The 23,420-nt window shown below is 60.3% G+C and carries 19 protein-coding genes and 1 pseudogene; 13 read left to right on the forward strand and 7 right to left on the reverse strand.

The annotated features are described in order from the left end of the window. Positions 1–51: 51 nt before the first annotated feature. From recR to ACIOTL_RS13520, 5 genes and pseudogenes are all read left to right on the forward strand, one after another. A pseudogene (gene recR / locus ACIOTL_RS13500) lies at positions 52–642 on the forward strand (recombination mediator RecR); the annotation flags it as partial. Between the two features lie 409 nt (positions 643–1,051). Then, entirely contained in the window at positions 1,052–2,674 is a 1,623-nt protein-coding gene (locus ACIOTL_RS13505) for an MFS transporter (RefSeq protein WP_105657996.1), read from the forward strand. Between the two features lie 8 nt (positions 2,675–2,682). Beyond that, entirely contained in the window at positions 2,683–3,159 is a 477-nt protein-coding gene (locus tag ACIOTL_RS13510) for a MarR family winged helix-turn-helix transcriptional regulator (RefSeq protein ID WP_105657995.1), read from the forward strand. A gap of 415 nt (positions 3,160–3,574) precedes the next feature. Beyond that, positions 3,575–4,126 (forward strand): hypothetical protein, encoded by a 552-nt coding sequence (locus ACIOTL_RS13515; RefSeq protein WP_400343090.1) that lies wholly within the window; start codon positions 3,575–3,577, stop codon positions 4,124–4,126. A 181-nt stretch (positions 4,127–4,307) separates the two neighbouring features. Beyond that, positions 4,308–5,594, forward strand: coding sequence for an aspartate kinase (locus ACIOTL_RS13520; protein ID WP_105657993.1), 1,287 nt, complete (start codon positions 4,308–4,310; stop codon positions 5,592–5,594). A gap of 79 nt (positions 5,595–5,673) precedes the next feature. Here the strand turns inward: ACIOTL_RS13520 and ACIOTL_RS13525 are convergent, their stop codons facing one another. After that, a complete protein-coding gene (locus ACIOTL_RS13525; RefSeq protein WP_400343092.1) occupies positions 5,674–7,281 on the reverse strand; it encodes an alkaline phosphatase D family protein in 1,608 nt (535 codons plus the stop codon). A 139-nt stretch (positions 7,282–7,420) separates the two neighbouring features. Here ACIOTL_RS13525 and ACIOTL_RS13530 point away from each other — a divergent pair, with 139 nt between their 5' ends. Beyond that, positions 7,421–8,176: an aminoglycoside 3'-phosphotransferase gene (locus tag ACIOTL_RS13530; RefSeq protein WP_105662405.1), complete on the forward strand. Its 756-nt coding sequence runs from the start codon at positions 7,421–7,423 to the stop codon at positions 8,174–8,176. A 12-nt stretch (positions 8,177–8,188) separates the two neighbouring features. On the opposite strand, the gene ACIOTL_RS13535 is transcribed toward ACIOTL_RS13530, so the two are convergent. Beyond that, positions 8,189–8,860, reverse strand: a complete 672-nt coding sequence (locus ACIOTL_RS13535) for a response regulator (RefSeq protein ID WP_105657990.1) — start codon at positions 8,858–8,860, stop codon at positions 8,189–8,191. Continuing rightward, positions 8,857–10,551 (reverse strand): ATP-binding protein, encoded by a 1,695-nt coding sequence (locus ACIOTL_RS13540; RefSeq protein WP_400343094.1) that lies wholly within the window; start codon positions 10,549–10,551, stop codon positions 8,857–8,859. The genes ACIOTL_RS13535 and ACIOTL_RS13540 overlap by 4 nt, the downstream gene beginning before the upstream one ends. A 186-nt stretch (positions 10,552–10,737) precedes the next feature. Between ACIOTL_RS13540 and ACIOTL_RS13545 the strand changes: the two genes are divergently transcribed. The 4 genes from ACIOTL_RS13545 (at position 10,738) to ACIOTL_RS13560 (ending at position 15,500) form a co-directional block, all read left to right on the forward strand. After that, positions 10,738–12,162, forward strand: coding sequence for a CitMHS family transporter (locus ACIOTL_RS13545; RefSeq protein ID WP_105657989.1), 1,425 nt, complete (start codon positions 10,738–10,740; stop codon positions 12,160–12,162). A gap of 335 nt (positions 12,163–12,497) precedes the next feature. After that, positions 12,498–13,391: a LysR family transcriptional regulator gene (locus tag ACIOTL_RS13550; protein WP_105657988.1), complete on the forward strand. Its 894-nt coding sequence runs from the start codon at positions 12,498–12,500 to the stop codon at positions 13,389–13,391. Between the two features lie 167 nt (positions 13,392–13,558). Then, a complete protein-coding gene (locus ACIOTL_RS13555) occupies positions 13,559–14,959 on the forward strand; it encodes an LCP family protein (RefSeq protein ID WP_400343096.1) in 1,401 nt (466 codons plus the stop codon). 160 nt (positions 14,960–15,119) lie between these two features. Next, entirely contained in the window at positions 15,120–15,500 is a 381-nt protein-coding gene (locus tag ACIOTL_RS13560; RefSeq protein WP_400343098.1) for a twin-arginine translocase TatA/TatE family subunit, read from the forward strand. Positions 15,501–15,731: 231 nt separating this feature from the next. On the opposite strand, the gene ACIOTL_RS13565 is transcribed toward ACIOTL_RS13560, so the two are convergent. From ACIOTL_RS13565 to ACIOTL_RS13575, 3 genes are all read right to left on the reverse strand, one after another. Then, complete coding sequence (locus ACIOTL_RS13565) at positions 15,732–16,862, reverse strand: ferrochelatase (RefSeq protein ID WP_105657986.1); 1,131 nt, start codon at positions 16,860–16,862, stop codon at positions 15,732–15,734. A gap of 153 nt (positions 16,863–17,015) precedes the next feature. Beyond that, a complete protein-coding gene (locus tag ACIOTL_RS13570) occupies positions 17,016–18,365 on the reverse strand; it encodes a TIGR01777 family oxidoreductase (protein ID WP_400343099.1) in 1,350 nt (449 codons plus the stop codon). Between the two features lie 221 nt (positions 18,366–18,586). Continuing rightward, complete coding sequence (locus ACIOTL_RS13575; RefSeq protein WP_400343101.1) at positions 18,587–19,141, reverse strand: DinB family protein; 555 nt, start codon at positions 19,139–19,141, stop codon at positions 18,587–18,589. A gap of 77 nt (positions 19,142–19,218) precedes the next feature. Here ACIOTL_RS13575 and ACIOTL_RS13580 point away from each other — a divergent pair, with 77 nt between their 5' ends. The 3 genes from ACIOTL_RS13580 to ACIOTL_RS13590 are packed head-to-tail and all read left to right on the forward strand — an operon-like array spanning position 19,219 to position 22,208. Further along, entirely contained in the window at positions 19,219–20,118 is a 900-nt protein-coding gene (locus tag ACIOTL_RS13580) for a 3-methyladenine DNA glycosylase (protein WP_400343103.1), read from the forward strand. Between the two features lie 32 nt (positions 20,119–20,150). Beyond that, positions 20,151–20,582, forward strand: coding sequence for a hypothetical protein (locus ACIOTL_RS13585; protein ID WP_400343104.1), 432 nt, complete (start codon positions 20,151–20,153; stop codon positions 20,580–20,582). A gap of 48 nt (positions 20,583–20,630) precedes the next feature. Then, positions 20,631–22,208: a sodium:proton antiporter gene (locus ACIOTL_RS13590; protein ID WP_105657981.1), complete on the forward strand. Its 1,578-nt coding sequence runs from the start codon at positions 20,631–20,633 to the stop codon at positions 22,206–22,208. Here ACIOTL_RS13590 and ACIOTL_RS13595 read toward each other — a convergent pair. Beyond that, positions 22,205–23,335: a methyltransferase domain-containing protein gene (locus tag ACIOTL_RS13595; protein ID WP_400343106.1), complete on the reverse strand. Its 1,131-nt coding sequence runs from the start codon at positions 23,333–23,335 to the stop codon at positions 22,205–22,207. The two genes, ACIOTL_RS13590 and ACIOTL_RS13595, sit on opposite strands and share 4 nt — an antisense overlap. Between the last annotated feature and the right edge of the window lie 85 nt (positions 23,336–23,420).

A 23,420-nucleotide genomic window follows, 5' to 3' on the forward strand; every position in this document is an offset into this window, starting at 1 on the left:
GTACCACGGAACGATTTCACGGTATTGAAGCAAGCTAGAAAGTAGGCGCACGTGTACGAAGGTGCTGTACAGGAACTGATCGACGAGCTCGGTCGCTTGCCTGGCATCGGCCCGAAGTCGGCTCAGCGCATTGCTTTCCACATTCTTGACGCCGATGCCGAGGACATGACCCGGCTCGCCGCCTCGATCCAGCTGGTCAAGGAAAAGGTGAAGTTCTGCGAGATCTGCTTCAACATCTCGGAGCAGGAAACCTGCGCCATTTGCCGCGATGAACGCCGCGATGGCACCAAGATCTGCATCGTGGAGGAGTCCAAGGACGTCCTGGCCATTGAGCGCACCCGGGCATTCTCCGGCAAGTACCACGTGCTCGGCGGTTCCATTAATCCGCTGGCAGGCGTTGGCCCGGAACAGCTGCATATCCGCGAGCTGGTAACCCGCTTGGCCGATGACTCGATCACCGAACTGATCCTGGCCACCGACCCGAATCTCGAAGGCGAAGCCACCGCCGTGTACTTGGTGCGCGCGCTAGCCCCTTTGGGCATCCACATCACCCGGTTGGCCTCCGGCCTGCCGGTGGGCGGCGATCTGGAATACGCCGATGAAGTGACCCTGGCCCGCGCTTTCGAGGGACGTCGCGCTGCCGGCCGCACCGCGCCGGGTCCGGCCCGCGCCAAGGCCCAGAAGCAGGGATCCGAGGAGAAGGCGCCGCAAGATCAGTCCGGAGAACCTGCAGAGAAGCCGAAAGCCCAGCTTTCCGAACCTCGCCTGCTGCACGTTGGCGGTGCGCCGGTTGCTTCCAGCAACGCTGGCGAAGGGCCTTCGCATCCGGTAGTTCCCGAGATGGATAACCGTCGCAGCCAGTAGTTCTGGTTGTCTTGGAACGCTCTGCACTCTTCCGGTTCGCCGGCTTGAGCGCAGGGCGTTTTTCTATGCCAGCACGATGATGTGGGGTGAAACACGCTTAGTTGATAATAGTCAACTATCGCCGTATAGTTGATATCAATCAACCATTCAGGCCCTCTATGCCTGACCCTAAATTTTTGGAGCTTCCATGACCGCAACCGCACCGGTCGCCAAGCCCAAGATGACTCACCGCGAAATCCTCACTGCCCTCACGGGCATTTTGATGGGCATGTTCGTCTCCATCTTGGCCAGCACCGTCGTTTCCAGCTCGCTGCCAGTGATCGTCTCCGATCTCAACGGCAGCCAAACCGCCTACACCTGGGTGGTCACCGCCACCTTGTTGGCGACCACCATCTCCACTCCGATCTGGGGCAAGCTCGCCGACCTGGGCAACCGCAAACTGCTGCTGCAGATCTCGCTCGGCATCTTCGTGCTGGCCTCGGCCGCCGCAGGTTTCTCGCAGGACACCAGCTTCCTGATCACCATGCGCGTCGTCCAGGGCCTTGCCGGTGGCGGCGTTGGCGCCTTGGCGCAGATCGTCATGGCCGATTTCCTCTCCCCTCGCGAACGCGGCAAGTACATGGGGCTGTTCGGCGCCGTCATGGCCGTTGGCACCGTGGGCGGCCCGCTGATCGGCGGCTTCGTTACTGACACCATCAACTGGCGCTGGAACTTCTTCATCGCCCTGCCTTTCGCCATCGCTGCGGTCATCCTGATCCAGCGCACCTTGCACCTTCCGGCCATGGCCAAGCGCAAGGTCAAGATCGACTACTGGGGCATCGTCCTGCTTTCCTCCGGCGTCTCGCTGCTGCTGATCTGGATGTCGCTGGGAGGCTCGCAGTTCGAGTGGGCCTCGACGACCAGCTACCTGATGATTGCCGGTGCGGTAATCCTGCTGGCGCTGTTCATTCTGGTCGAAGCCAAGTCCTCCGAGCCGCTGCTGAGCCTGGGCCTGTTCAAGAACCGCACCTTCACCTTCGCGGTCATCGCCTCGCTGGCCGTTGGCGTCTCGATGTTCGGCACCTCGGTGTTCCTCAGCCAGTACATGATCATGGCCCGTGGCGCATCAGCCACCATGGCCGGCCTGATGACCTTCCCGCTGATGGGCGGCCTGCTGGTCATCTCCACCATCGGCGGTGCGATGATCTCGCGCACCGGCAAGTGGAAGGCACTGGTAGTCACCGGTTCGGTGCTGATCGTCGTTGGGCTGTTCCTGCTGGGAACCATCCACTACGACACCAACTACGCGTTGGTCGCCGCCTACATGTTCATCCTCGGCGCCGGCATGGGCCTTGTCATGCAGAACATGGTGCTGGTGGTGCAGAACTCGGTCCACGTCAAGGAACTGGGTGTAGCCTCCTCGGCCGTGAACTTCTTCCGCACCTTGGGCGGCACTGCGGGTACCGCAGGCCTGGGCGCCATACTGGCGACCACTGTGCCGAACATGATCGCCGACCGGCAATCCGATTTGGCCGCAGCCCTGGCTTCCCTGGGCGACCAAGCCAAGGAGCTGACCGCAGCATTGGGATCGGGCACCCTGCCTTCAGTTGCAGCGATGCCTGAACCGGTCCGCGTGATCTTCGAGTCCATCTACGGCGACGCAGTGCCTTCGCTGTTCACCATTGCCGCTCCGCTGTCGCTGCTCATCGTCGTGGCTGTCTGCCTGATCCCCAACCAGTCGCTGAAGACCCAGACTGCAAGTGAACGCATGCAGGAGCTGGCTGCTGAGGACCAGGACGCAGCCAAGGCAGAAACGCCAGCTGGCAACTAGGAGATCCGGTGCAGGTTTCAAGCAAAGCCGAAGACGTTCCCGCCGCTCAACGCCCCGATCTCTATGCGTCAGCCGAACAGGAATTATTTTCACTGATCGCGCTGACGGCGCGTGCCAAGCGGGAACTGGCCACTCGGCTCGACAGCCGGCTCACCCCGGGATACCTGCCCGTGCTCGGGATGATTCTGCGCAGCCAACGCATCACCCAGTCTGAAATCTGCGAACACTTGCTGGTCGATAAAGCTGCGCTATCGCGCATGATCACCAAGCTGGAACAGCTGGCGCTGGTCAAGCGTGAAGTCGACCCGGAAGACCGGAGGGTGTTCCACATCCTGCCTACCGAGCTTGCGGTTGAAAGGTGGCATGAATGCTTCCAAGGGTGGCGTACAGAGCTCCGCTCGCGCATGACCAATTGGGACAATGAGGATCTGTCGGCACTCATCGACCTCCTGAGCCGATTGAATTTGGAAATCAAGTCCCTCTAAAGCAGTCCAATCCCTGGCCGGTCTTCTCGGAATTACCGAGAAGACCGGCCAGGGGCTTTTAAAGCCCACTACATGCACCGGCAGTTCACGGCTTCGCACAGCGCCCTCGCTCACGGCCCATTCCCCGGCGCCAAACAGCGGCGCCGCGGCCACCTTATTGTTGGAGCTTGCCAGGTTTCGGCACATGAGCACTTCAGTGGGCAGATCAGGGAAAATCGAAATCCGCACGGGTTCAAGAGTGGAAGGAATGGGCAGGCATCATGGATGCCGCGGGCCTGCGCGACATGACGCAGAACGAATGGATTCAGAGGCTGCTTCCGCTAATGCAGGACCCGCAGGAAAGCGGCAGGCTCCTGCGGGCCCGGCGCATCGCTTCGGAGTACCGACAGCTCCAAGTCCGCCCTAGACTGTCCTCATGGCAACAAAAAGCAGCAACCTCCCGGCCATCGCCAAGGCCACCGGCATTGAATGGGATCAGTGGTGCGCCAAACTGCGCGCTGGCGGAGCCGATCAACTTACGCACAAGCAGATAGCCGAACTGGCTTTCACCCACATGCCCCCAACCGTCGATACTCCGGACTGGTGGGCTCAATCCGTGGCTGTAGCCTATGAGCAGCACATTGGCCGACGCCTGCCCGGCCAATCCCAAGACGGCACCTTCCAAGGTTCGGTGAGCAGCACCATCGATGCTGATTTGGATACCGCGCTGGAACGCTGGATCGCCTGCGTCCAGGGGCGCCAGGAGTTCAACGGCCACCAGCTTTCCGAACCTGCACGCACCAGCGGCTCAGAGCGATGGCGCTATTGGCGAGCTGATTTCAGCGACGGAACCAAGACACAGGTAGACATTGGCCTCAAAGGTGGAAAAACCTCGGTTGCCATAAACATTACTAAGGCTGGAACACCTGAACAGGTGTCTGGATGGAAGAGCTTTTGGCGACAAATTTTGGCTGAATTCAAGGGGTAGCCAGTGTTTTTCAACAACCTGCATTGAGGTTCCTAGGCAATATGACCAATGGTTACCTTCACAACTAGGACATGTCGCCCCGTAGCTGTCACAATATTTATCTGGTAGATGTCTCGCGCCACAGTTCCATCAAAAAGCACCGGCGGCGAGGCACAGCTTTCAACAGGTGGAGTGAGTGCCCATGGGCCTAATTGTTCAAAAGTTTGGCGGTTCTTCCGTTTCAGATGCCGAAGGCATCAAGCGTGTAGCGCGCCGAATTATTGATACTAAGTCCAAGGGCCATGACGTCGTTGTCGTTGTTTCCGCAATGGGCGACACCACCGATGACTTGCTGGATCTGGCAGGCCAGCTTACCGATGATGCACCAGCCCGCGAGATGGACATGCTGCTCTCCGCTGGCGAACGCATCTCGATGTCGCTGCTGGCGATGGCGATCAACCAGCTCGGCGAGCAGGCCGCTTCATTCACCGGCTCTCAGGCAGGATTGATCACCGACTCGACCCACGGCAAAGCCCGCATCATGGAGGTCTCCCCACAGCGCGTACGCCGTGCTATCGACCGCGGATTCATCGCCATCGTCGCTGGGTTCCAGGGCATGAGCAAGGAATCCAAGAACATCACCACCATGGGCCGTGGCGGCTCGGATACCACCGCCGTCGCGCTGGCCGCAGCGCTGGGCGCCGATGTCTGCGAAATCTACACCGACGTAGACGGCATCTACACCGCCGACCCGCGCGTGGTCGCCTCGGCCAAGAAGATCGAGAAGATCACCAGTGAAGAAATGCTGGAAATGGCCGCCAGCGGCTCGAAGATCTTGCACCTGCGTTGCGTGGAATACGCCCGCCGTTTCGGCGTGCCGCTGCACGTGCGCTCTTCATTCAGCACCAACGAGGGCACCTGGGTGCTCCCGGATCCCGAAGACAAAATCAAAATTCAAGAGGGAGAACCCTTGGAACAGCCAATCATCTCAGGTGTCGCCCACGACCACTCCGAAGCCAAGGTCACCATCATTGGCGTTCCGGACATCCCCGGTAAAGCAGCACAGATTTTCGGTGTTATCGCCGCTGCGCAGGCCAATATCGACATGATTGTGCAGAACATCTCGACCCGCGGTTCGGGTGCCACCGATATCTCCTTCACCCTGCCGATGACCGAAACCAAGCATGTGCTTGAAGCACTGAACACCGCGAAGCCGGAGATCGGTTTCGAGGAAATCGAGCACAATGACGAGGTTGGCAAGCTCTCGTTGATCGGTGCCGGAATGCGCTCGAATCCAGGAGTCTCCTTCACCTTCTTCGAGGCCTTGCACCGCGCGGGCGTGAACGTGGACATGATCTCCACTTCAGAGATCCGCATCTCTGTGGTCACCGACGCCGACAAGCTCAACGATGCAGTACGCGCTATCCACACCGCGTTCGATCTGGATACCGATGTGGAAGCCACCGTCTACGGCGGCACCGGCCGCTAAGCGCCGACAAGCTGATAAGCTGATAAGGAGAACGCCTGCGAAACAATTACTGTTTCGCAGGCGTTCTCCCTATTAACTGCTATTTATTCGGTTCCAGTGTCTTGGTATAGACGATTTCGCCCAAGCCATTGCGCAGCGTGACGGTGAACAGGTCCTGCTCATCCAGCTCGACGTGGCCGAAGAACTGGCCCTTGCCATCGCGCGGCGACTGGTTGGTGCTGCCAGCCAGCGAGAAGTCCACACGTGGTCCGAAAGTGCCATCCATTTGGTTCGGCCCGAAGGAACCGGCATTGACTGGACCGGCCACGAATTCCCAGAACTCATTGAACTCGCTGAAGGCAGCACGCTCTGGAGAGTAGTGGTGCGCCGCGCAATAGTGCACATCCGCGGTCAGGAAGACGACATTCTTGATGCCGCGGTCCTTGATGGCCTTGAGCAGGCGGGCAAGTTCCAGCTCGCGGCCTAGTGGTGCGCCGTGGTCTGCATTGGAAATTGATTCCTGCGCCTTGCCGTCCGGAACAATGATGCCCAGCGGCAGGTCGTTGAGAATGACTTTCCAGGTTGCCTTGGACTTAGCCAAGGAATCGACCAGCCAATTCAGCTGCTCTTCGCCGAGAATTGAAGTGGACTTCTCTTCCATTCCGGCGGTGTTCTCGGACTTGTAGCTGCGCATGTCCAATGCGAACAGGTCCATTGCTGGACCACGCGAGATTTTGCGGTAGATGCGTGCTGCCTCGAATCCGGTGCCTGCGCGCATGGCGCGCGGGTCGGCGATCGGCTGGTATTCCTGCCAGGCCTGGCGGCCGCGGGCGGCAAGGGTGTTGATATCGCGCACGGTGTAGCGCTCATCTTCGATGACCTCACCCGGCCACCAGTTGTTATGGGTCTCGTGGTCATCCCACTGTGCAATCACCGGAACCTCTGAATACATGGCACGCACATTGTGGTCCATCAGGTTGTAGCGGTGCCGCCCACGGTACTCGGCCAGGGTCTCGGCCACCTTGGAGACTTCCTCGGTGACCAAGTTGCGCCAGATCTGGCCGTCCGGTTCCACAACTTCTGCGGCAATCGGACCGTCGGCGTAGATGGTGTCGCCGCTGTGCACGAAGAAGTCCGGCTTGGTTGCATGCATGGCCGCGTAGGCGCGCATGCCACCGATTTCTTCGTTGATGCCCCAGCCCTGGCCAGCGGTGTCGCCGGACCACACAAAACTCTGGGCACGGGAGGCGTCGTGGTTGCGGCGACCGGTCAACGCCGGTGCGGTGCTGAACCAGCCGTTCTGAGTCTCGCCAAGGGTGCCGTTATCGTCCTCGAAACCGATGCTGACTGCAAAACGGGTTCCGGCAGGCAGATGCTCGGCATTGATCTTTGCAGTGAAGTCAGTGGCCTCGCGGGCGTAGGCACCGCGCAAAGTCTTGGCGAAGGATCCACGGCCGCGGATGATTTCCCCTGCTTCGTCCACCGCACGCAGCTGCGCGCGCAAGCGGCCTTCCCCGGAGCTGCGAGCCCAGAGTACGGCGTTGCTGGCAGAGACATCCCCCATGGAAAATCCGCTGGTCAATCCCAGGCGGGAACGCACGAGTCGGGGACTGCTGGAAGCCAGCGCTGCTCCAGTGGGCCCAACCAAGGTCAATGCACCTGCGCCAATGGCGCCGGTGAGCAATTTGCGTCGCGAAATATTATTCATGGGATTCAGTGTTCACGACTTGATCAGCCATTTCCTTGAGCCCAGATGAACACCAAGAGAAATCATTCGTGTCCAGTCCACACCACGAATCCAGAGATCCTGAACTCCAAAGCACGCCCATTACTGGCAGACTAGAAAAATGAGTTCACCTCAAGTCATTTCTGGCCCGCCGTCGGCTGGCCACCCAATTCCTCCGGCTGTGCGCACTGCAGCCGGCCAGGCGGAAATCGAGGGTATCTGGCAGAACGCATTAGGCGGGATAACATACCGGATTGGACAGGGCGAGCAGATGCGCTTCGCCAAGTGGTCGCCGGGATGCCCTCCCGCAGAGGACGGCGATCTCCTGGCTGAAGCCCTGCGCATGCGGTGGGCGGGAGAATTCATCAGAGTCCCCGAAGTGCTCAGCTGCGGACAGCATGCTGACGGCCAGCTGCTCGTCACGGCAGCATTGCCCGGGCACAGTGCAGTCAGCGAGCTTGGCAAAAGCGATCCGGCGCGATCCGCGTTTGCAGTAGGCGCCGGTCTGCGCCACCTGCACGATCGGCTGCCGGTCGACCAGTGCCCCTTCAGCTGGGATCTGGAATCCCGCATCCAGCACCTGCCTGCCCGGGAGCAAGCTGCTTTGCTGGCTGAAATCCCGGAGCTTGATCTTGTGGTCTGCCATGGCGATGCTTGCCTGCCCAACACGATCATCACCGATAGCCATGATTTCAGCGCGCATGTGGATATGGGGAAATTGGGTGTCGGAGACCGCTGGGCGGATCTCGCCGTTGCCGCATGGAGCACCGAGTGGAATTACGGGCCTGGTTTCGAACAGCATGTCTACGCCGGGTACGGAATCGAACCCGATGAGCGGAAGGTGTCGTTCTACCGAAAGGTCTGGGACGCAACCTAGGAGGCCGAGCCGCTAGCGTGCCACGTAACGGTGCTCGGGACGGCCACGGGTTCCGTATCCAAGCTGCAGCTCCAGGGATTCATTGGCCACCAGCGCCGCCAAATACCGTTGCGCTGTCGCACGGGCAACCCCAATTGCCTCCGCGACCTCGGCGACGCTCATGGGTTCGGTAGCGTCCTTGACGCAGGAAAGAACTGCCTGTTCGGTGGGGGCGGCACCCACCGATGCGTTAGTTTCTTCGCCCCCTTGGAGCGCCCGGTACAACCGGTCCACGCCCTGCTGGTTGAACTCCGCGGTCCCGGTCAATTGGCGACGATAGCGAGCCCAGCCTTTGAGCTTGGCGGCCAGGGTCTTGGCCTCAAAGGGCTTGATGATGAACGCCAGTGCTCCCGAGCGCAGCGCTTTGTCAATATTCTTCGGTTCAATCGCCGCGGAAATCATGATCGCATCAACATCGAGTTCTCTCAGCAGCTCGATTCCACTGACATGCGGCAGGTAGAGATCCAGCAATACCAGATCAGGTTTCAGGCTCTGCACCATTTTGGGCACAACACGCGGATCCTGCACAGGCTCCAGGGCCTGGAACCCGGGAATGGCGTTGACCATCTCAGCGTGCAGCTCTCCTACCCGGAAATCGTCATCGACAATTAGCACCCGGTAGTTGCCACTGGAATTCTCGCTCAATGTTGCGCTCCTTCAATCTCGTCGTTTTCCGTATTGGCTGGCTCGACCAGTACCGCCGGCAATCTTGCTGCGATAACCGCCCCGGAACCATCCGTCCCGCGGTCCGCTATCCAGACGTCCCCGCTGCGGGCTTGGGCGAGCCGTCTGATCAGCGGCAATCCGACGCCATGCCCATGATCGCCACCCAGATGGGATCCGGTGCTGACATCCCGGGCGAAGATATCCTCGTCGGTGGTAATGCCGGGTCCAGAATCGGCCACGGCGATGTGCAAGGTGCTCCCTTCGGAGAGCAAGTCGATTTCTACCCAGGGTTCTGCATCTGTGCAAAGAGCTGCAGTGAAGGCGTTATCCAGCAGATTCCCCAGGACTGCGGTGGCGTCTTGGGCATCGTGGGCCGAGGCGATGTGTCCGAAAAGCATGGATTGGGCAGACACTCTCAGTTCTATGCCTTGTTCGTGGGCGCGCACCGCCTTCGCCGAAATAAAAGCCGAGAGGTAAGCGTCCTGGATGGCCTCCAGCCCGGGAACCTGAGCGATCTTCGGCCCGGATTCCATCACCTCACGCAGGTAGTCTTCTGCCTGTTCGATCTTGCCCAAGTTGATCAGCCCGAGGACTGCGTGCATCCGGTTGGCGAATTCATGGCGCTGGGCGCGCAGCGCATCGGCCATGTCCTGGACTGCATCGAGTTTGGTGCCCAGCGCTTCAAGGGTGGTGACATCATGGAGCAGCACGACCAGTCCGAGGTCCACTCCGTCACGGTCGACCTTGGTCACGCGGGCTATGAGCGAGTTGCCATTGGCCGCAAAGCGCACCGGTGCCGGGTCGCATTCCTTGATCGCCCTGACCAGCCGGTGATCCAAACCAGCGGATTCAAAGTGGCGGCCGACCACGTCTTCCAATTCGGTGCGGTGCGGCAGTCCCAGCAATTGCCTGGCGGCCCTGTTGCGCACGGTAATCCGGCTATCGGCGCCAATGCCCATGACACCTTCGGTAACACCGTAGAGCACGGCCTGCTGGTCCCTGACAAGCTGGGCAATTTCGGCCGGTTCCAGCCCAAGGGTCTGGCGCTTCAAACGGCGTACGGTGACTCGTCCGGCAAGCACTGCCAAGGCTGCGCAAATCACCGCAAGCAATACAATCCAGGCGAAGGACCCAAGCAGTGCCCCGGTCAAGGAGTCAGTGGTCACGCCCACGGAAACCTCTCCGATGACCGCACCCGCGTTACTGTAGACCGGGACCTTGGCGCGCACCGATTCACCAAGGGTTCCGTGTTCCCGGGAGACCGCTTCAATGCCTTCCAGCGCCACCGGGTCAGTAGAAACCATTTGGCCCAGTTCCTCGGGGTTCGGATGGCTCAAGCGCAGTCCGCGGTCCTCGGTAATCACCACGAAATACGCTTGCTCTTGCCCAATGACAGCGCCTGCCAGTTGCTGCAGTTTTCCATCGGCGAGCGCCTTGGCATCCAGCTCGTCCAGCTTTGCATAGTGCGAGACCTGCTCAACTACTTCCGGCAAGACGGCCACCGAACGAGCTATGGTCAGCGAGGTATCTTCGGCTTTTGAATAGACGCGGTCATAGCTGGCGAAAAGCGTTCCGGCGGTAACGAGAACAATCAGAACACCTACGACCAGAAATTGAAGCCGCATGATGCGTGATGCGAAATGCCGGGTGCCGGCGCCAGAACGGAACATGCCACCCAGCATAAACCCATCTTTCCACTCTCGTGATTTTAATGAGCAAAAAGTTGGCAAAGAACTTAAGCCTTCAACAATAAGCACAAGACGCGCAAAGTGAGCACCGACACGTACCTTGAATGGGTGCCCCTCCTAGCTTGTGGGGACTAAGGATTCACTCACACTGAAATGGAGGTCGGGTCAATGCTCGTTGTACTCGGATTCCTCATGGTCGCCACCTTCATGGTGCTGATCATGACAAAACGCATGACGCCGCTGCTGGCATTGATTCTGGTTCCAACCATCTTCGGCTTGTTCACCGGTGCTGGATTCGGCCTTGGCGACATGGTCATGGACGCGGTCAAGGACATGTCCAGTACCGCAGCCCTGCTGATGTTCGCCATCATGTACTTCGGCATCATGATCGACGTCGGCTTGTTCGACCGATTGGTCTCCGGCATCCAGAAGCTAGTGGGCAACGACCCCGCCAAGGTCGTCATGGGCACTTCGCTGCTCACCGGCGTAATTTCCCTCGATGGCGATGGCTCGACCACCTTCATTGTGGTTACCGCGGCTCTGCTGCCGATCTACCAGCGCCTGGGCATGAGCCCTGTGGTCCTGACCTGTGTTGCAGGCCTGACCAATGGCACGCTGAACATCGTTCCCTGGGGCGGCCCAACGGCCCGCGCGGCAGCGGCACTTGGCGTTGACGCCTCGGAAATCTTCGTGCCGATGCTCCCTGCGCTGGGAATTTCCCTCATTGTCATTGCCCTGTTCGCATGGCAGATGGGCGTATCCGAACGCCGCCGCTTGCAGCGCGAGCGTCCGGAAATCTGGGGCACCGAACTCGGTGGCGGCAACGTTTCCACCCCAACCGGAGGAAAGAGCCCTGCTGGCACTTCCCCTGCCGGAGGCAACCTGGCCGTACTGGAATCCGTGGCTCGCAAGGGCGATGGCACCGAAGCTTCCACCTTGGACGGCACCGTCCTGGATCCGGATCGCGAGACCCTGCGCCCCAAGACCTTCTACTTCAACCTGGCACTGACCGTCGCCATCATGGTGCTGCTGGTAGTCGATGTCACTCCGTTGCCCTACCTGTTCATGGTGGGTACCGCGATCGCCTTGATCGTCAACTTCCCCAAGGTCTCCGACCAGGTGAAGATGATCGCCGCGCACTCCAGCGAAATCATTGCCGTGGTCTCCATGGTGCTCGCCGCGGCAGTGCTCACCGGCGTGCTCTCCGGCACCGGCATGGTTGATGCCATGAGCCAGTGGCTGGTGGATGTCATTCCTACCTCCATGGGTCCATACATGGCAGTACTGACCGGGCTGATTTCGATTCCAGCTACCTTCCTGATGAGCAATGACGCCTTCTACTTCGGTGTCTTGCCAGTTCTCGCCGAAGCCGGCGCGCATTTCGGTGTACCAGCGGTGGATATGGCTCGCGCCTCCATCACCGGACAGCCAGTGCACATGCAGTCTCCGCTCGTTCCAGCCATCTTGCTGCTGGTGTCGCTCTCTCGTGTGGACTTGGGCGATCACCACAAAAAGGTGCTGTGGCGTGCGTTGGTGGTCTCCTTGGTCATGCTCGCTTCGGGCATGCTCCTTGGTGTCATCCACATGGGCTAACGCCCCAGGACCAAAGGTCCGTCGTCAGCCAGGCTCCGTGCCACCCGGACATTTCCAAGCGGGTGGCACGGAGTCCGGTGTTTAACCCGGGCTGACCCTGTTGGCAGCCCGCCGGAGGCTGCCGCATGCAGCTATTCGAGCACCCAGTTGCTTCTTCCCGCCAGCCATTGACGGTCTGCACAGGGCGCCGGTTCAGCAAGCACAGTTTCCCGTGAAAAACTGGAGGCAGGGCAAGACGTGCACAGCGCGTGCTTCCCCTGGACCGGATGGACACGCCACTGGGCCACACCGCGAATTCGACCGTCTTCTCCCGACGCAAAGGAAGGCTCCAGCGCATGGAAAGAGAACCTCTGGACAACAGCATCTCCCTGGCCCAGCTCGAAGCGGTTGTCATGATTGTGGACTATGGTTCCTTCACCGCCGCCGCGGATATCCTTGGTATCTCCCAGCCCTCCTTGTCCCGGCGCATTAGTGCGTTGGAGCGCACTCTTGGCATGCCCGTGTTCCGGGCCGCTGGAAGGGACATGGTGCTGACCGAGGTTGGCCGGAGCATCATTCCTGCCGGCCGCCGCGCACTGCGTGAAGTCGCCGCGATCGGAACCATTGCCTCTTCCACGCGTGCATTGGCCACCGGATCCCTGCGCATCGCGGGGTTGCCTTCCCTGGTTGGAGGAATCATGCCCGAATACATCGGCCCCTTCCATCGCCAGCACCCCGGTGTCCGGATAGAGATCCTGAGCGTGGAGGACGACGAGCAGCTTGCCGATGCGCTTCGCCTGAATCGCGCCGATGTGGCTTTTGGCGTGAACGAGCGCATCCCCGCGGACCTCATCGGCAAATCCCTGCGCGATCAGCAATTCTCGGCGGTCGTATCCGAGGATACCGAGGTGGACCCGGACACTGGGCTAAGCACTGAATTGCTCAATTCCCTGACTCTGGCCACCCTCCCCCAGGGCACGTCGATTCGCAAGATCACCGACGAAGTTTACCGGAGCTTGAAGGCCACCGCTCCGCGGCTCATCACCACAACGCAACGCGACGCATTGGTCCATCTGGGCATCGCCGCCGGCGGCATCACCTTGGTTCCACGGATCATGGCCAGCACCGCAGTGATCTTCGGCGGCAAGCAGGTCCCGCTGAGCTTGCCAGCCAGCAGGCCCCTGGGCGTCATCTACCGCCGCGAAGAATACCGCAATCCGGCGCTGGGCGAATTCCTCGAATACCTCTGAGACAGAGATCTCCAGGCGGTTTCCGCTCTCCTGAACCTGCGCGCGAAATCGGCCTTTCATGCGCTGCATGCATGGCTCTAATCAATCATGCTATTGGTTCCAGCGGCGTTCCACGTGGTCAGCTTGATGGGTAATCCGGCCATGGTCCTACCAAGGAGAGCAAGATCGTGAATTCCCAACGAACACCTTCCTCTGCCAGGCGTAGTTCCAAACGGCCGCGGCGCCGGGTAGCTGCCATCATTGCAGCGGCGCTGGTGCTAGCAGTAGTTGTGCCGACCAGCATTGCCTTCCTGCGCCTGCAGGGAAATATTTCCGTCTCGGCGCTCAGGGCGTCTGAAGCGGATGTCCCGGACTCCAGCGAAGGCCTGAATCTGCTGGTGCTCGGTTCCGATAGCCGGGATTTCAGCTCCACCGGCTTCGGCACGGATAACGGTTCCCGACGCAGCGATTCCATGCTGCTTGTCCACTTGTCGCCAGGCAACGAGCGCATCGAGGCGGTCCAGATCCCACGCGATACCGTATTGCAGCGCCCGGCCTGCGCGGATACCGGGTCCGGCGCCTATGCCGGAGGATACGGCATGATCAATTCTGCGCTGAATTACGGTCCCGCATGCTCTGTCGCCGCGGTGGAAACGCTCACCGGAGTTCACCTGAACCACTTCATTGAGGTGGATTTCGAGGGATTCATTTCAATCATCGACGCACTCGACGGAGTCAGCGTGTGCCTGGCCCAGCCAATGACCGATCCGAAAGCGAACCTGGATCTTCCAGCCGGGCTGCAGGAGCTGGACGGAGCCGATGCGCTTGCCCTGGCCAGGACCCGCCATGCCGTTGGCGATGGAAGCGACCTCGCTCGGCTCGGAAACCAGCAGAAGGTCATGTCCGCAATAGTCCAGCGTGCCACCAGCAAGGAAGTTCTCGCACGCCCGGACCGGCTCTACTCTTTCCTTGACGCGATTACCTCCTCGATGACCGTTGACCCGGAACTGAGTTCGCTACCGGAACTTGCAGGATTGGCTGCGCGGGTCAAGGACGTTCCCACGGACAAGATCACCTTCATGACCATGCCGACCCAGCCTGCACCATCAAACGCCAACCGGGTTGTCCCGGCTCCCGACGCGACCCTCATCTTTGAACGCATCAAGCAAGACATCCCGGTGAATCCGGATTCCGAGTCCGAATCCGGCTCCGAATCCGATGCAGGAGAAACTGCCACGGCGAAAACCTCCGCCCGGCAGCTTCCTGTCAGCATAGCCAACGCAGCGCGAGTGAGCGGACTGGCCGGCAAATTCGCCAACGAAGCCACGGAGCAAGGCTTCACCGTCACTTCAATCACTACCGCGGCGTCCTTGCAGGCGCAAACACGGCTGCTGATTCCGGATACTGATGCAGCCAGGAAAACAGCCGACGCATTCGCCAAGGCAGTCGATCTCGACATCGAGGCAACAGTCGCCGATGTCGAAAGCATCGAATTGATCCTGGGCCAGGATTACCAAAACCTGGGGCGGCCAGAAAAGCAGCCCGTCAAGGTGAACAGCCGCAAAGCAGACCAGAAACTCTGCGGCTGAGCCGGCCCCAAGGGCAGGCCGCGCCACCGGAAAATCCTGCCATGCCGCGATGGCTGCCAGGCGAATCTCCGTTTGCCCGCGGCTGTTGGCCTTCGTATTCCGGCTGGGCTGCACCTGCCAATTCCGTTTGACCGCGTCCCTTGCAGCGAGGTGATTCACAGTGAGCATTGCAGGCATCAATGGCAATGAATTCATCGTGCTGGCCATTTTGGCGGCCGTGCTGCTCGGACCTGAAAAATTGCCGGACTACGCAAGGAAACTAGCCACGCTGATTCGCGAGTTGCGCCGACTCGCCTCTGGTGCCCAGGAACAACTCCGCGAGGAGCTTGGCGAGGATTTCGCGGACATGGATCTGAAGAAGTTCGATCCGCGGCAATATGATCCTCGAAGGATCATCAGCGAAGCGCTGCGAGATCAACTCGAAGAGCCGCCTGCCCAAGGATTCCCGGATTCTGCCCGCTCAAGGGGACCCGAGACAAGGAGTTCATCATCACCGCCAGAACCCTCCGGTCCGGTCCCTTTTGACGACGAAAGCACTTAGGACGCCACTGCTCCTTGCCGCAAGTGTCCGCTGGCCGCGCGAGCAGTGAATACGGATCCGGTGGACAGGATTCATTCATCGCAGTCCCCAAAGCTCCACCCGGTTCCTTCATCCGGATCGCACGGATTCCGGCATCTATCCGCAACCGGTCCAGCTTCGCTGATTCGTCGGCCAACCGTGATGGCCGGCCGAAAAAGGATTCCCGGGATCGGCCACCAGCCTGCTGCCGGCCTAGCTTGCAGGCATGCCGGCGCTCCAATTCGGAACGGTATTTTTCCTAGTAGTGCCTTCACAGCAATTCAGGGAGCAGGCGCCACTGCCCGGGCCCAGCGCTTTGCTTCCGGCGATGGTCGATGACTCCGGCTGCTCGCCACGCACTTGCGCTGCCCGTTCCAGGACCAGATCGACCAAGCCGCTGACAAACGACGGTGAGGTGCCAACACTGCCGGCACGGAGAAACGCCATCCCCAACTCGCGCGCGGTATCTGCCGCTTCGGTATCCAGATCGAATTTGACCTCCATGTGGTCCGAAACGAATCCGAGGGGTACAACCAGAACGCCCTCAGTTCCAGTTTCCGCAAGCTCGCGCATGCGGTCATTGATGTCCGGTTCCAACCAGGGAGTGTGCATGGATCCAGAACGGGAGCAGTACACCAGTTCGGCATCCAGCTGCTCCTCACCAGCTAGTTCCCCGCCAATCCAGGCCATGAGCTCCTCATGCTGCCGCTGGTAGCCGGCGGTGAACTTCTGCGATGATTCTTGCATCGCAGTAGGGATCGAATGGGTGACATATAGGATCTTGTGCCGGTTGCGGTCCAGGCCGCCGACGAGCTGCTTGAATTCCTTCAATCCCTTCCGCACGCAGTCCAACTGCGCATGAGCGAATCCCGGATGATTGTAGTACTGCCGGACTTTATCGATCACCACCTCGAGGCCCTCTTCTTGCAGTGCCGCCACAGTTCCGGCGAAATCCTCACGGTATTGCCGGCACGAGGAATATGAGGAGTAGGCCGACGTATCGATGGCCAGGAACCTTCTCGAGCCGTGCCTGCGCGCATGGTTTCCGACCACTTCGGTGAGGTACGGTTCCCAATTCCGGTTCCCCCAGAGCAGTGGCGTATCGATGCCGCGGGCTGCGAATTCCTCTTGAACGGCTTGCTGCAAAGCCTGGTTCTGCTCATTGATCGGAGATTTTCCGCCGAACATGTAGTAGTGCTCGCCCACCTCTTCAAGGCGCTCGTCCGGAATCCCTCGTCCCCGGGTAACGTTTTGCAGGAAGGGCAGAACATCTTCGGGCTTTTCCGGCCCGCCAAAGGACATCAGCACAACTGCATCAAACGGCGCTACCTGCATGTTTCCCATCGGGATCGTCCACGCTTTCTTCTCGGGCAACTGCCGCCATGGGCAAAATTCCCCGGAGCTGGCAGTCGCAAGCAATTACCTAGATTAGCTTTTATCTAGCCAAGCTAACAATAATTGCTTTGCCTCCTAATCGCCAGCGGGCGTCGCCGACCCCTAACGACTGCCCAGGCTATGAGCCAGTTCCAGCTCAATGCGCTCATTGCGGAACTGATGACCGGCATCGAGCAATTTGCGCGGGACAATTTTCTGATCGGCCATGGCCAGAAGGTGGGACCCTTCGGCTCCCAGCAGCAATTTGGGAGCCGCGGCAGGAACCGGAATGATGGCAGGCCGCCGCACTGCGCGCGCCAAGGCCCTGGTGAATTCGGCGTTGCTCACCGGCTGCGGTGCCACCGCATTGACCGGACCTGCCAATTGCGAATCCCAGAGCGCGCGATGGTAGATGTCCAGCAGGTCATCAAGCCCGATCCACGAAAGCATCTGCTTTCCCCCTGCAAGGGGACCGCCCAGGCCTGCGGAGAATACAGGACGCAAAACGGCGAGCATCCCGCCTTTGGGGCTCAGCACGATACCGGTCCTGATCTGCACCCGGCGCATGCCGCTGTCCCCGGCATTCGCCGCACGTTCCCAGCGGTCCACCACGTCAGCCAGGAAATCCGGAGTCCCGGCCCGCGGGGAATCGGTCTCGTCCAATGGGTGCGGTCCGGCTGAAGCACCGTAGAATCCGATGGCCGAAGCGCTGATGAAGGTCCGGACACCTGAACGTGACGCCAGCAGGGCAAGGGATCGGGTCGGTTCGATGCGGCTGGAGAGAATTGCCTGCCGATGCGCTTGGCTGAACCGGCCGAAGATGCTGACTCCGGCCAAATGGATGACCGCGTCGCAGCCATCGAGCAGGCCCGGGTCAGGATCCAGCGGATTCCAGCGCCGTTCGCTTGCCGATTCCGGCTCGTGCCGCACGAGCTTGACGACCCGGTGCCCGCCGGTGGACAAGAAGGCGCACAAAGCCTGTCCGACTAATCCGCTTGAACCGGTCAGCGCTATCACCAGCGGCTTCAACCCGGCCTGCGCCGCCCGCTGGTGTGCGGCAAAATCGTCTGCCAGCTGGCGGTGGCGGTATGCAAGCATCGATTCGATCTGCCGTCCTGGCATATTCGACTGGATGCAGTCACCCACGGTCGTGCACTGTGCGCCCGCGGGCTCGAAGTAATGCTCATGCCGCCACTGCACCACCCGGGCAGGAAGGCCGCGAACCCCTTCGGGTTCAAGCTGGTCGACGAAACTGCGGTTCTCCGCGAACCCCTCAGGCTGGTGCTTGGCATTCCACAGCACTCCGCCGGGAAGGCCCAGCACGGCCGTCCCGTCCTTCAGCGAACCGGCTTCTTCAATGACCTTCAGCGGAAGCCACGGTGGCAAGAGCCGCTGCATGGCCCCGGGTCGCGAGAACCAGTCAAAGACAACGGATGCAGATGCCGGAAGTTGGCTGGAGCGCTCAGTGTTCATGGCCCCATCCTAGAGGCTTCAGGCAGGCCGGTTCCCGAGGATGGGAAATTGCTGGATTCCGTCGCAATGTCTGGTCCGGCGCCGCAATGAATCCCTCGGTTTCCTGCAGCACGCTATCCCGGCAGACTTGGAGCAGGAACAAGAACTTCTGGACAGAGCTTGATTGCGGACAACTAACGGACCGGCTGTTGCCCGAAGCGGCTGCCAATGCAACCAGAAAGCTAGGCATACCATGCAGGAAGATAGTCGAAGGGAGGATCCTCGCCCACCCGCCCGTCGATGGCTTCACGCAAGAGATCCGCATGCCCTGCATGCCGCCCATACTCTTCAATCAGGTCGCAGATGATTCTGCGTATCGACGCATGCTTGCCTTCGAAGGCCAACCCCGAGCCCGTGTCCAGCTTCCTTTCCTCGATAACGGACTGCTGGATTCCTCGGCTTTTGGCCACGGCCCGGTCGTAGCGTTGATAAAGATTCTCCGGATCCTCTTCCAGATCAACCACGAAGTGCTCGCGCCCGTTGGCAGTGAACCCAAGGAGGACTTCAGGTCGTTGCCCGGCAATGAAGTAGGTGAATTTCTCATCTTCGACAAGGGCAAGATGCTGGAGCAATTCGCCCAGGCTGAGCTGGCTGCTGGGCAACTTGGTTGCCAGCTGTTCGATGTCCAGCCCGTCGGCCTTGTATCTGAAAGTGGCGCGCAGCCTGTCAAGCATCCCGAACAGATGCTGCTGGTCGGAGCCGCTCATTGGCGGTTCCCAGGGAGGCAGGATTTCCATGGCGTACCCCTTTGCGAGAAGTGTGAGTTGGCGTACCAAACTGGTTTCATCGGCCCATGAATTGAATAATTAGAAGTATGCCTCTGACCGCCGCCATTTTGGAACCCTCGCAGTGGATGCCGCATGCCGCTGAGCATGAAGCACGGGCTCGGGCCTTTGGCGAACCTTTCGTGGAACGGCGGATGAAGGGCAAGAAGCATCCCATCGAGGACTTCCTGTTCACCTATTACACGCAAAAGCCGGGCCAGCTCTACCGCTGGCATCCAGGGATGAACGTGGTTCTAGCCGGAGACGCGGCCCAAGAACGCGGCGAGTGGAAGTTCTACCGCAGAGTCCAAACCGGACACGGTACGGGATACCACTTCGATGCGGAGGCATTCGGCAAGGCGCGTGCCCGGGCCATCGAGTTTGCCCGCATCATTCTGGCCGGCACCGCGCAGCGGCCAGGAAACTTCTCCTGCTTCGGCCTGCATGAATGGGCGATGGCCTACAAATCCGAGGCCAACGGCATCCGCCATGAATACCTCCCGCTGCGCTTGGGTGCGCAGGGAACCGACGAAGTGGTGGAAACCCACAAGATCCGTTGCACCCACTTCGATGCATTCCGCTTCTACACTCCCCAGGCGATCGAGTTCAACGAGCTGCAGCCGACCAGGGAAACCCAGCGCGACCTGGAACAGCCCGGTTGCTTGCACGCCAACATGGATCTGTATAAGTGGGCCTATAAGCTCTCCCCTGCGGTGCCAAGCGGCTTGGTCATGGACTGCTTCGAGCTCGCCTGGGACATTCGCACCATGGATATGCAGGCATCCCCCTATGATCTGGGCGATTGGGGCCATGAACCCATCCGCATTGAAACTCCCGAGGGCAAGGCCGCGTACGTGAGATTGCAAAAGGAATTTGCCCAGCGTGCCGACTCGCTGCGCAATCAATTGCTGGAAGTCGCCAACAACCTGCCAATCTTCCCGGAAGACTAGAACTTATTCGCGGCCGCAGGCAAGATTGATCCATGGTTACTGCACGGGGCCTTCGCCTGATTCCGGCCGGTATCGCGCTCGGCTGCGTGAGCCTCTCGCTGGCTTCCTGCGCCACCAGCATCGGACAGGGGCCGCAGACCCAATTGGAAATCACCATTCGCGATGACGGCAGCGAAATTTCACAGCAGTACTCCCTGGAATGCACCGGCGAACAAGCCGCTGAATCCAGCACATTGCCGAACGCATCCAAAGCTTGCTTGCAGCTCGAGCTTGAACCCGGTGCCATTGCCGGAGAAGTTGATCCCCAGGAAATCTGCACCGAAATATACGGTGGACCGCAACGGGCCGAAATAAGCGGAATCCTGCACGGCGAGACGGTGAGAACGAGCTTTTCACGGCATAACGGCTGCGCCATCGATCGTTGGGATGCCGCCTCATTTCTACTCGGTTCCGTGAAAACATGAGTCGATAACCCCTGAATAACTGCGCGGAGAAACTAGAATAGTAAGACTATGGAGTTTTTCCTGCTGGTTATCGCGCTGCTATTCGCCACGATCTTGATTGTCGGCATCGGGGAACGCATTAAATTGCCCTACCCGATCTTGATGCTGATTTTCGCGACGCTGGCAGGTTTCTTGCCGTTCATGCCCGAAATGCATATTGAGCCCGAGCTGATCCTGCCGATCTTCTTGCCGCCTTTGCTTTTCGCTACGGCCCAGCGCAGCAGTTGGTCGGTGTTCCGCTTCCGCTGGAAGGCCCTGATCCGGCTGGCCGTGGTGCTCATCGTGGTGACAGCAGGCACCGTGGCCGCTACCGCGCTGGCCTTCTCCCCCATCGCTTCCATTCCGCTGGCATTGGCGTTGGGCGCAGTAGTGGCCCCGCCTGACCCGGTCGCGGTGGATGCAATTGCCACCAAGGTGAAAATGCCGCGGCGCCTGACGTCCCTGCTGGAAACCGAGGGCCTGTTCAACGACGCAATGGCCATCGTGATCTTCCAGCTGGCCGTCCAGGCAACCCTGAATGGCTCGGAAGTCGGACTCGAAATCATTCCGCAGTTCCTGCTCGGTGCCGCAGGGGCGGTAGTCCTGGGTCTGGCCATGGGCTGGGCCATCGGCGCCTTGAACCGCTTCGTTCCCAACCTGGCAGCGCGTTGCGCGGCCACCTTGGTGGCACCTTATGCGGTCTACATGATTGCGGAGGAGCTGCATATTTCAGGGGTCATCGCAGTGGTGGTGACGGCCCTTGAAATGGTGCGGCGGGACCGCCCCCAGGACTCTGCCGAACGCCTAACCCGGCAATCCTTCTGGGAAGTGCTCGAGCTGCTGGCCACCGGCCTGGCTTTCGGCTTGATGGGCATCGAGATGAACCAGGTGATCCAGGAGGAAGGCAGCAACCTGATCGGCTTCATCCCGGGCATCGCCGCGATCTGCTTCGTGGTCATCGCAGTGCGTGCGCTGTGGATGCTGGCGACCTACTACCTGCCCAACCGCAGCAAGCCCAAGATTCCTGCGCGCAAGGATGCGCTGGTGCTCACTTGGTGCGGCATGCGAGGGCTGGCGACTTTGGCCTTGGCCCTGGCACTGCCCAAGGTCGCAGCGGATGGATCGGCCATCGAGGGACGCAACTTCGTGGTGGTCGCCGCTTGCTCCGTCTTGCTGTGCACTTTGGTGCTCCCGGGCCTGACCTTGCCAGCGCTGATGCGCGTGCTGAAGCTGCGCAACAACGAGCAAGATGCCAAGCGTGCCCGCCGGGCCCTGGCCCGTCGCGCCGAGGCTGTCGCACTGGCGGCGCTGCGCAAGAACGTGCAGCTCGAAGAGCTGCCGGAGAATTACCAGCAGGCAGTGCGCCGGCGCATGAACTCGCTGCATACCATCCTGGCCAAGGACCCGGATCCGCACGATGCGATCTCGGACGAAAAGTACACGCAGATTCGCGCGGTGATCGCCAAGGCCGATTCGATCCAGGCCATCGCCCTGGAAGCCGCCCGCGACGAGCTGCTCAAGGCCCGCCGCGAACCGAATATCGACCCGCACATCGTTGACGAGATTGTCGGCCGCCTTGACCGACGCACCGCAACCCTGGATCGCTAGGCGGCCTTGCGCTCCAGCTTCACGATGACTTCGTAGTGGCTGGTCTGCGGGAACATGTCCATGACGCGAGCCTGCTGCGGAGCGTAGTTCTCCAAACGCTCCAGGTCCCTGGCCAGTGACTTCGCGTTGCAGCTGGAGTAAATGATGTGCTGGACATCGGACTCGTTCAGCCACTTCGATAGCTCTGCGGAGATACCGCGGCGCGGAGGATTCACGATTACCGCCTCTGGCGCCCAGCCGGCACCCAGCGCGAATTCGGTTGCGTCTTGGACCCTGAAATGGATGTCATCCAGCTCCATGGTCTTGGCGCTGGTCTTTGCCGATTCAACGGCTTCCCCGCTGGTCTCGATGCCGTACACGGTACGGTCCTCGGTAGCGCAATGCAGTGCGAAACCACCCACCCCGCTGTACAGATCCCAAACGCTTTCGGGGTTGGCATCGTTGATCCATTGGCGGGCCTGCCGGTACAAGGCGGCAGCGATCTCGCTGTTGGTCTGGAAGAAGCCCTGGGGGCGCAGGTGCATCGGTACGCCGTTCAGCCCGAATTCCAAGGTGGTTCGGCGGGTAAGAATGATTTCTTCTTCGCCTTCCAGCACTGCCTTGTGCTCAGGCAAGAAGTTCACCGACACCACGCTGTGGCGTGGAAGCTGCTCAAGGAATTGCGGCAGCGAATCACGCAGTGCCACAAAATGCTTCTTGGTGCGCAATACCCAACGGACCATCACCGAACCGGTATCCGACAGGGTGAGAATCACATGCTTGAGTTCGCCCTTGCGCTTGGGAACGTCGTAGGGAATGAGCTTCAGATCATGAATGAACTGCTCGATGACCGGGAATACGGCACGTAGCGGTGCTGCGATGACTCCGCAGTTGCGCAGATCGACACCGTGGCCGTCGGCATCCAGGATGCCGATGGTCGGCTGGCCGGTGGTTCCGGAAATGACCATTTTGGCTTTGTTGCGGAAGCCCTGTTCGCTACTGGCTTGGGGCGGAAGGAATTCCAGGCCTGGGAAGCCGGCCAGCAGCTGCTGGCAATCCGCTACCTTAGATTGCAGTTGCTGGGCGTAAGGCACCGTCATCAAGGCGCATGAGCGGCAACGGGAGGCAGAAAAGTAAAGGCATTCCATGGTGCTTATGATTTTAGCGAAGATCGGCCGGCACCGAGCACAGAGAAATCTTGGCGCTGATTGACCGCAAATTTTCAGCTTTGGC

This window comes from Glutamicibacter sp. NPDC087673 (assembly GCF_044743255.1).
In the GTDB taxonomy this organism is placed as follows: Bacteria; Actinomycetota; Actinomycetes; order Actinomycetales; family Micrococcaceae; genus Glutamicibacter.

Excerpts from the sequence above, each read along its gene's own strand:
- ACIOTL_RS13540 (WP_400343094.1), bottom strand. The coding sequence starts at position 10,551 with ATGTTCCGTTCTGGCGCCGGCACCCGGCATTTCGCATCACGCATCATG.
- ACIOTL_RS13575 (WP_400343101.1), bottom strand. The coding sequence starts at position 19,141 with ATGGAAATCCTGCCTCCCTGGGAACCGCCAATGAGCGGCTCCGACCAG.
- ACIOTL_RS13580 (WP_400343103.1), top strand. The coding sequence starts at position 19,219 with ATGCCTCTGACCGCCGCCATTTTGGAACCCTCGCAGTGGATGCCGCAT.
- ACIOTL_RS13515 (WP_400343090.1), top strand. The coding sequence starts at position 3,575 with ATGGCAACAAAAAGCAGCAACCTCCCGGCCATCGCCAAGGCCACCGGC.
- ACIOTL_RS13590 (WP_105657981.1), top strand. The coding sequence starts at position 20,631 with ATGGAGTTTTTCCTGCTGGTTATCGCGCTGCTATTCGCCACGATCTTG.
- ACIOTL_RS13595 (WP_400343106.1), bottom strand. The coding sequence starts at position 23,335 with ATGGAATGCCTTTACTTTTCTGCCTCCCGTTGCCGCTCATGCGCCTTG.
- ACIOTL_RS13585 (WP_400343104.1), top strand. The coding sequence starts at position 20,151 with ATGGTTACTGCACGGGGCCTTCGCCTGATTCCGGCCGGTATCGCGCTC.
- ACIOTL_RS13570 (WP_400343099.1), bottom strand. The coding sequence starts at position 18,365 with ATGAACACTGAGCGCTCCAGCCAACTTCCGGCATCTGCATCCGTTGTC.
- ACIOTL_RS13505 (WP_105657996.1), top strand. The coding sequence starts at position 1,052 with ATGACCGCAACCGCACCGGTCGCCAAGCCCAAGATGACTCACCGCGAA.
- ACIOTL_RS13530 (WP_105662405.1), top strand. The coding sequence starts at position 7,421 with ATGAGTTCACCTCAAGTCATTTCTGGCCCGCCGTCGGCTGGCCACCCA.
- ACIOTL_RS13545 (WP_105657989.1), top strand. The coding sequence starts at position 10,738 with ATGCTCGTTGTACTCGGATTCCTCATGGTCGCCACCTTCATGGTGCTG.
- ACIOTL_RS13520 (WP_105657993.1), top strand. The coding sequence starts at position 4,308 with ATGGGCCTAATTGTTCAAAAGTTTGGCGGTTCTTCCGTTTCAGATGCC.
- ACIOTL_RS13565 (WP_105657986.1), bottom strand. The coding sequence starts at position 16,862 with ATGGGAAACATGCAGGTAGCGCCGTTTGATGCAGTTGTGCTGATGTCC.
- ACIOTL_RS13550 (WP_105657988.1), top strand. The coding sequence starts at position 12,498 with ATGGAAAGAGAACCTCTGGACAACAGCATCTCCCTGGCCCAGCTCGAA.
- ACIOTL_RS13525 (WP_400343092.1), bottom strand. The coding sequence starts at position 7,281 with ATGAATAATATTTCGCGACGCAAATTGCTCACCGGCGCCATTGGCGCA.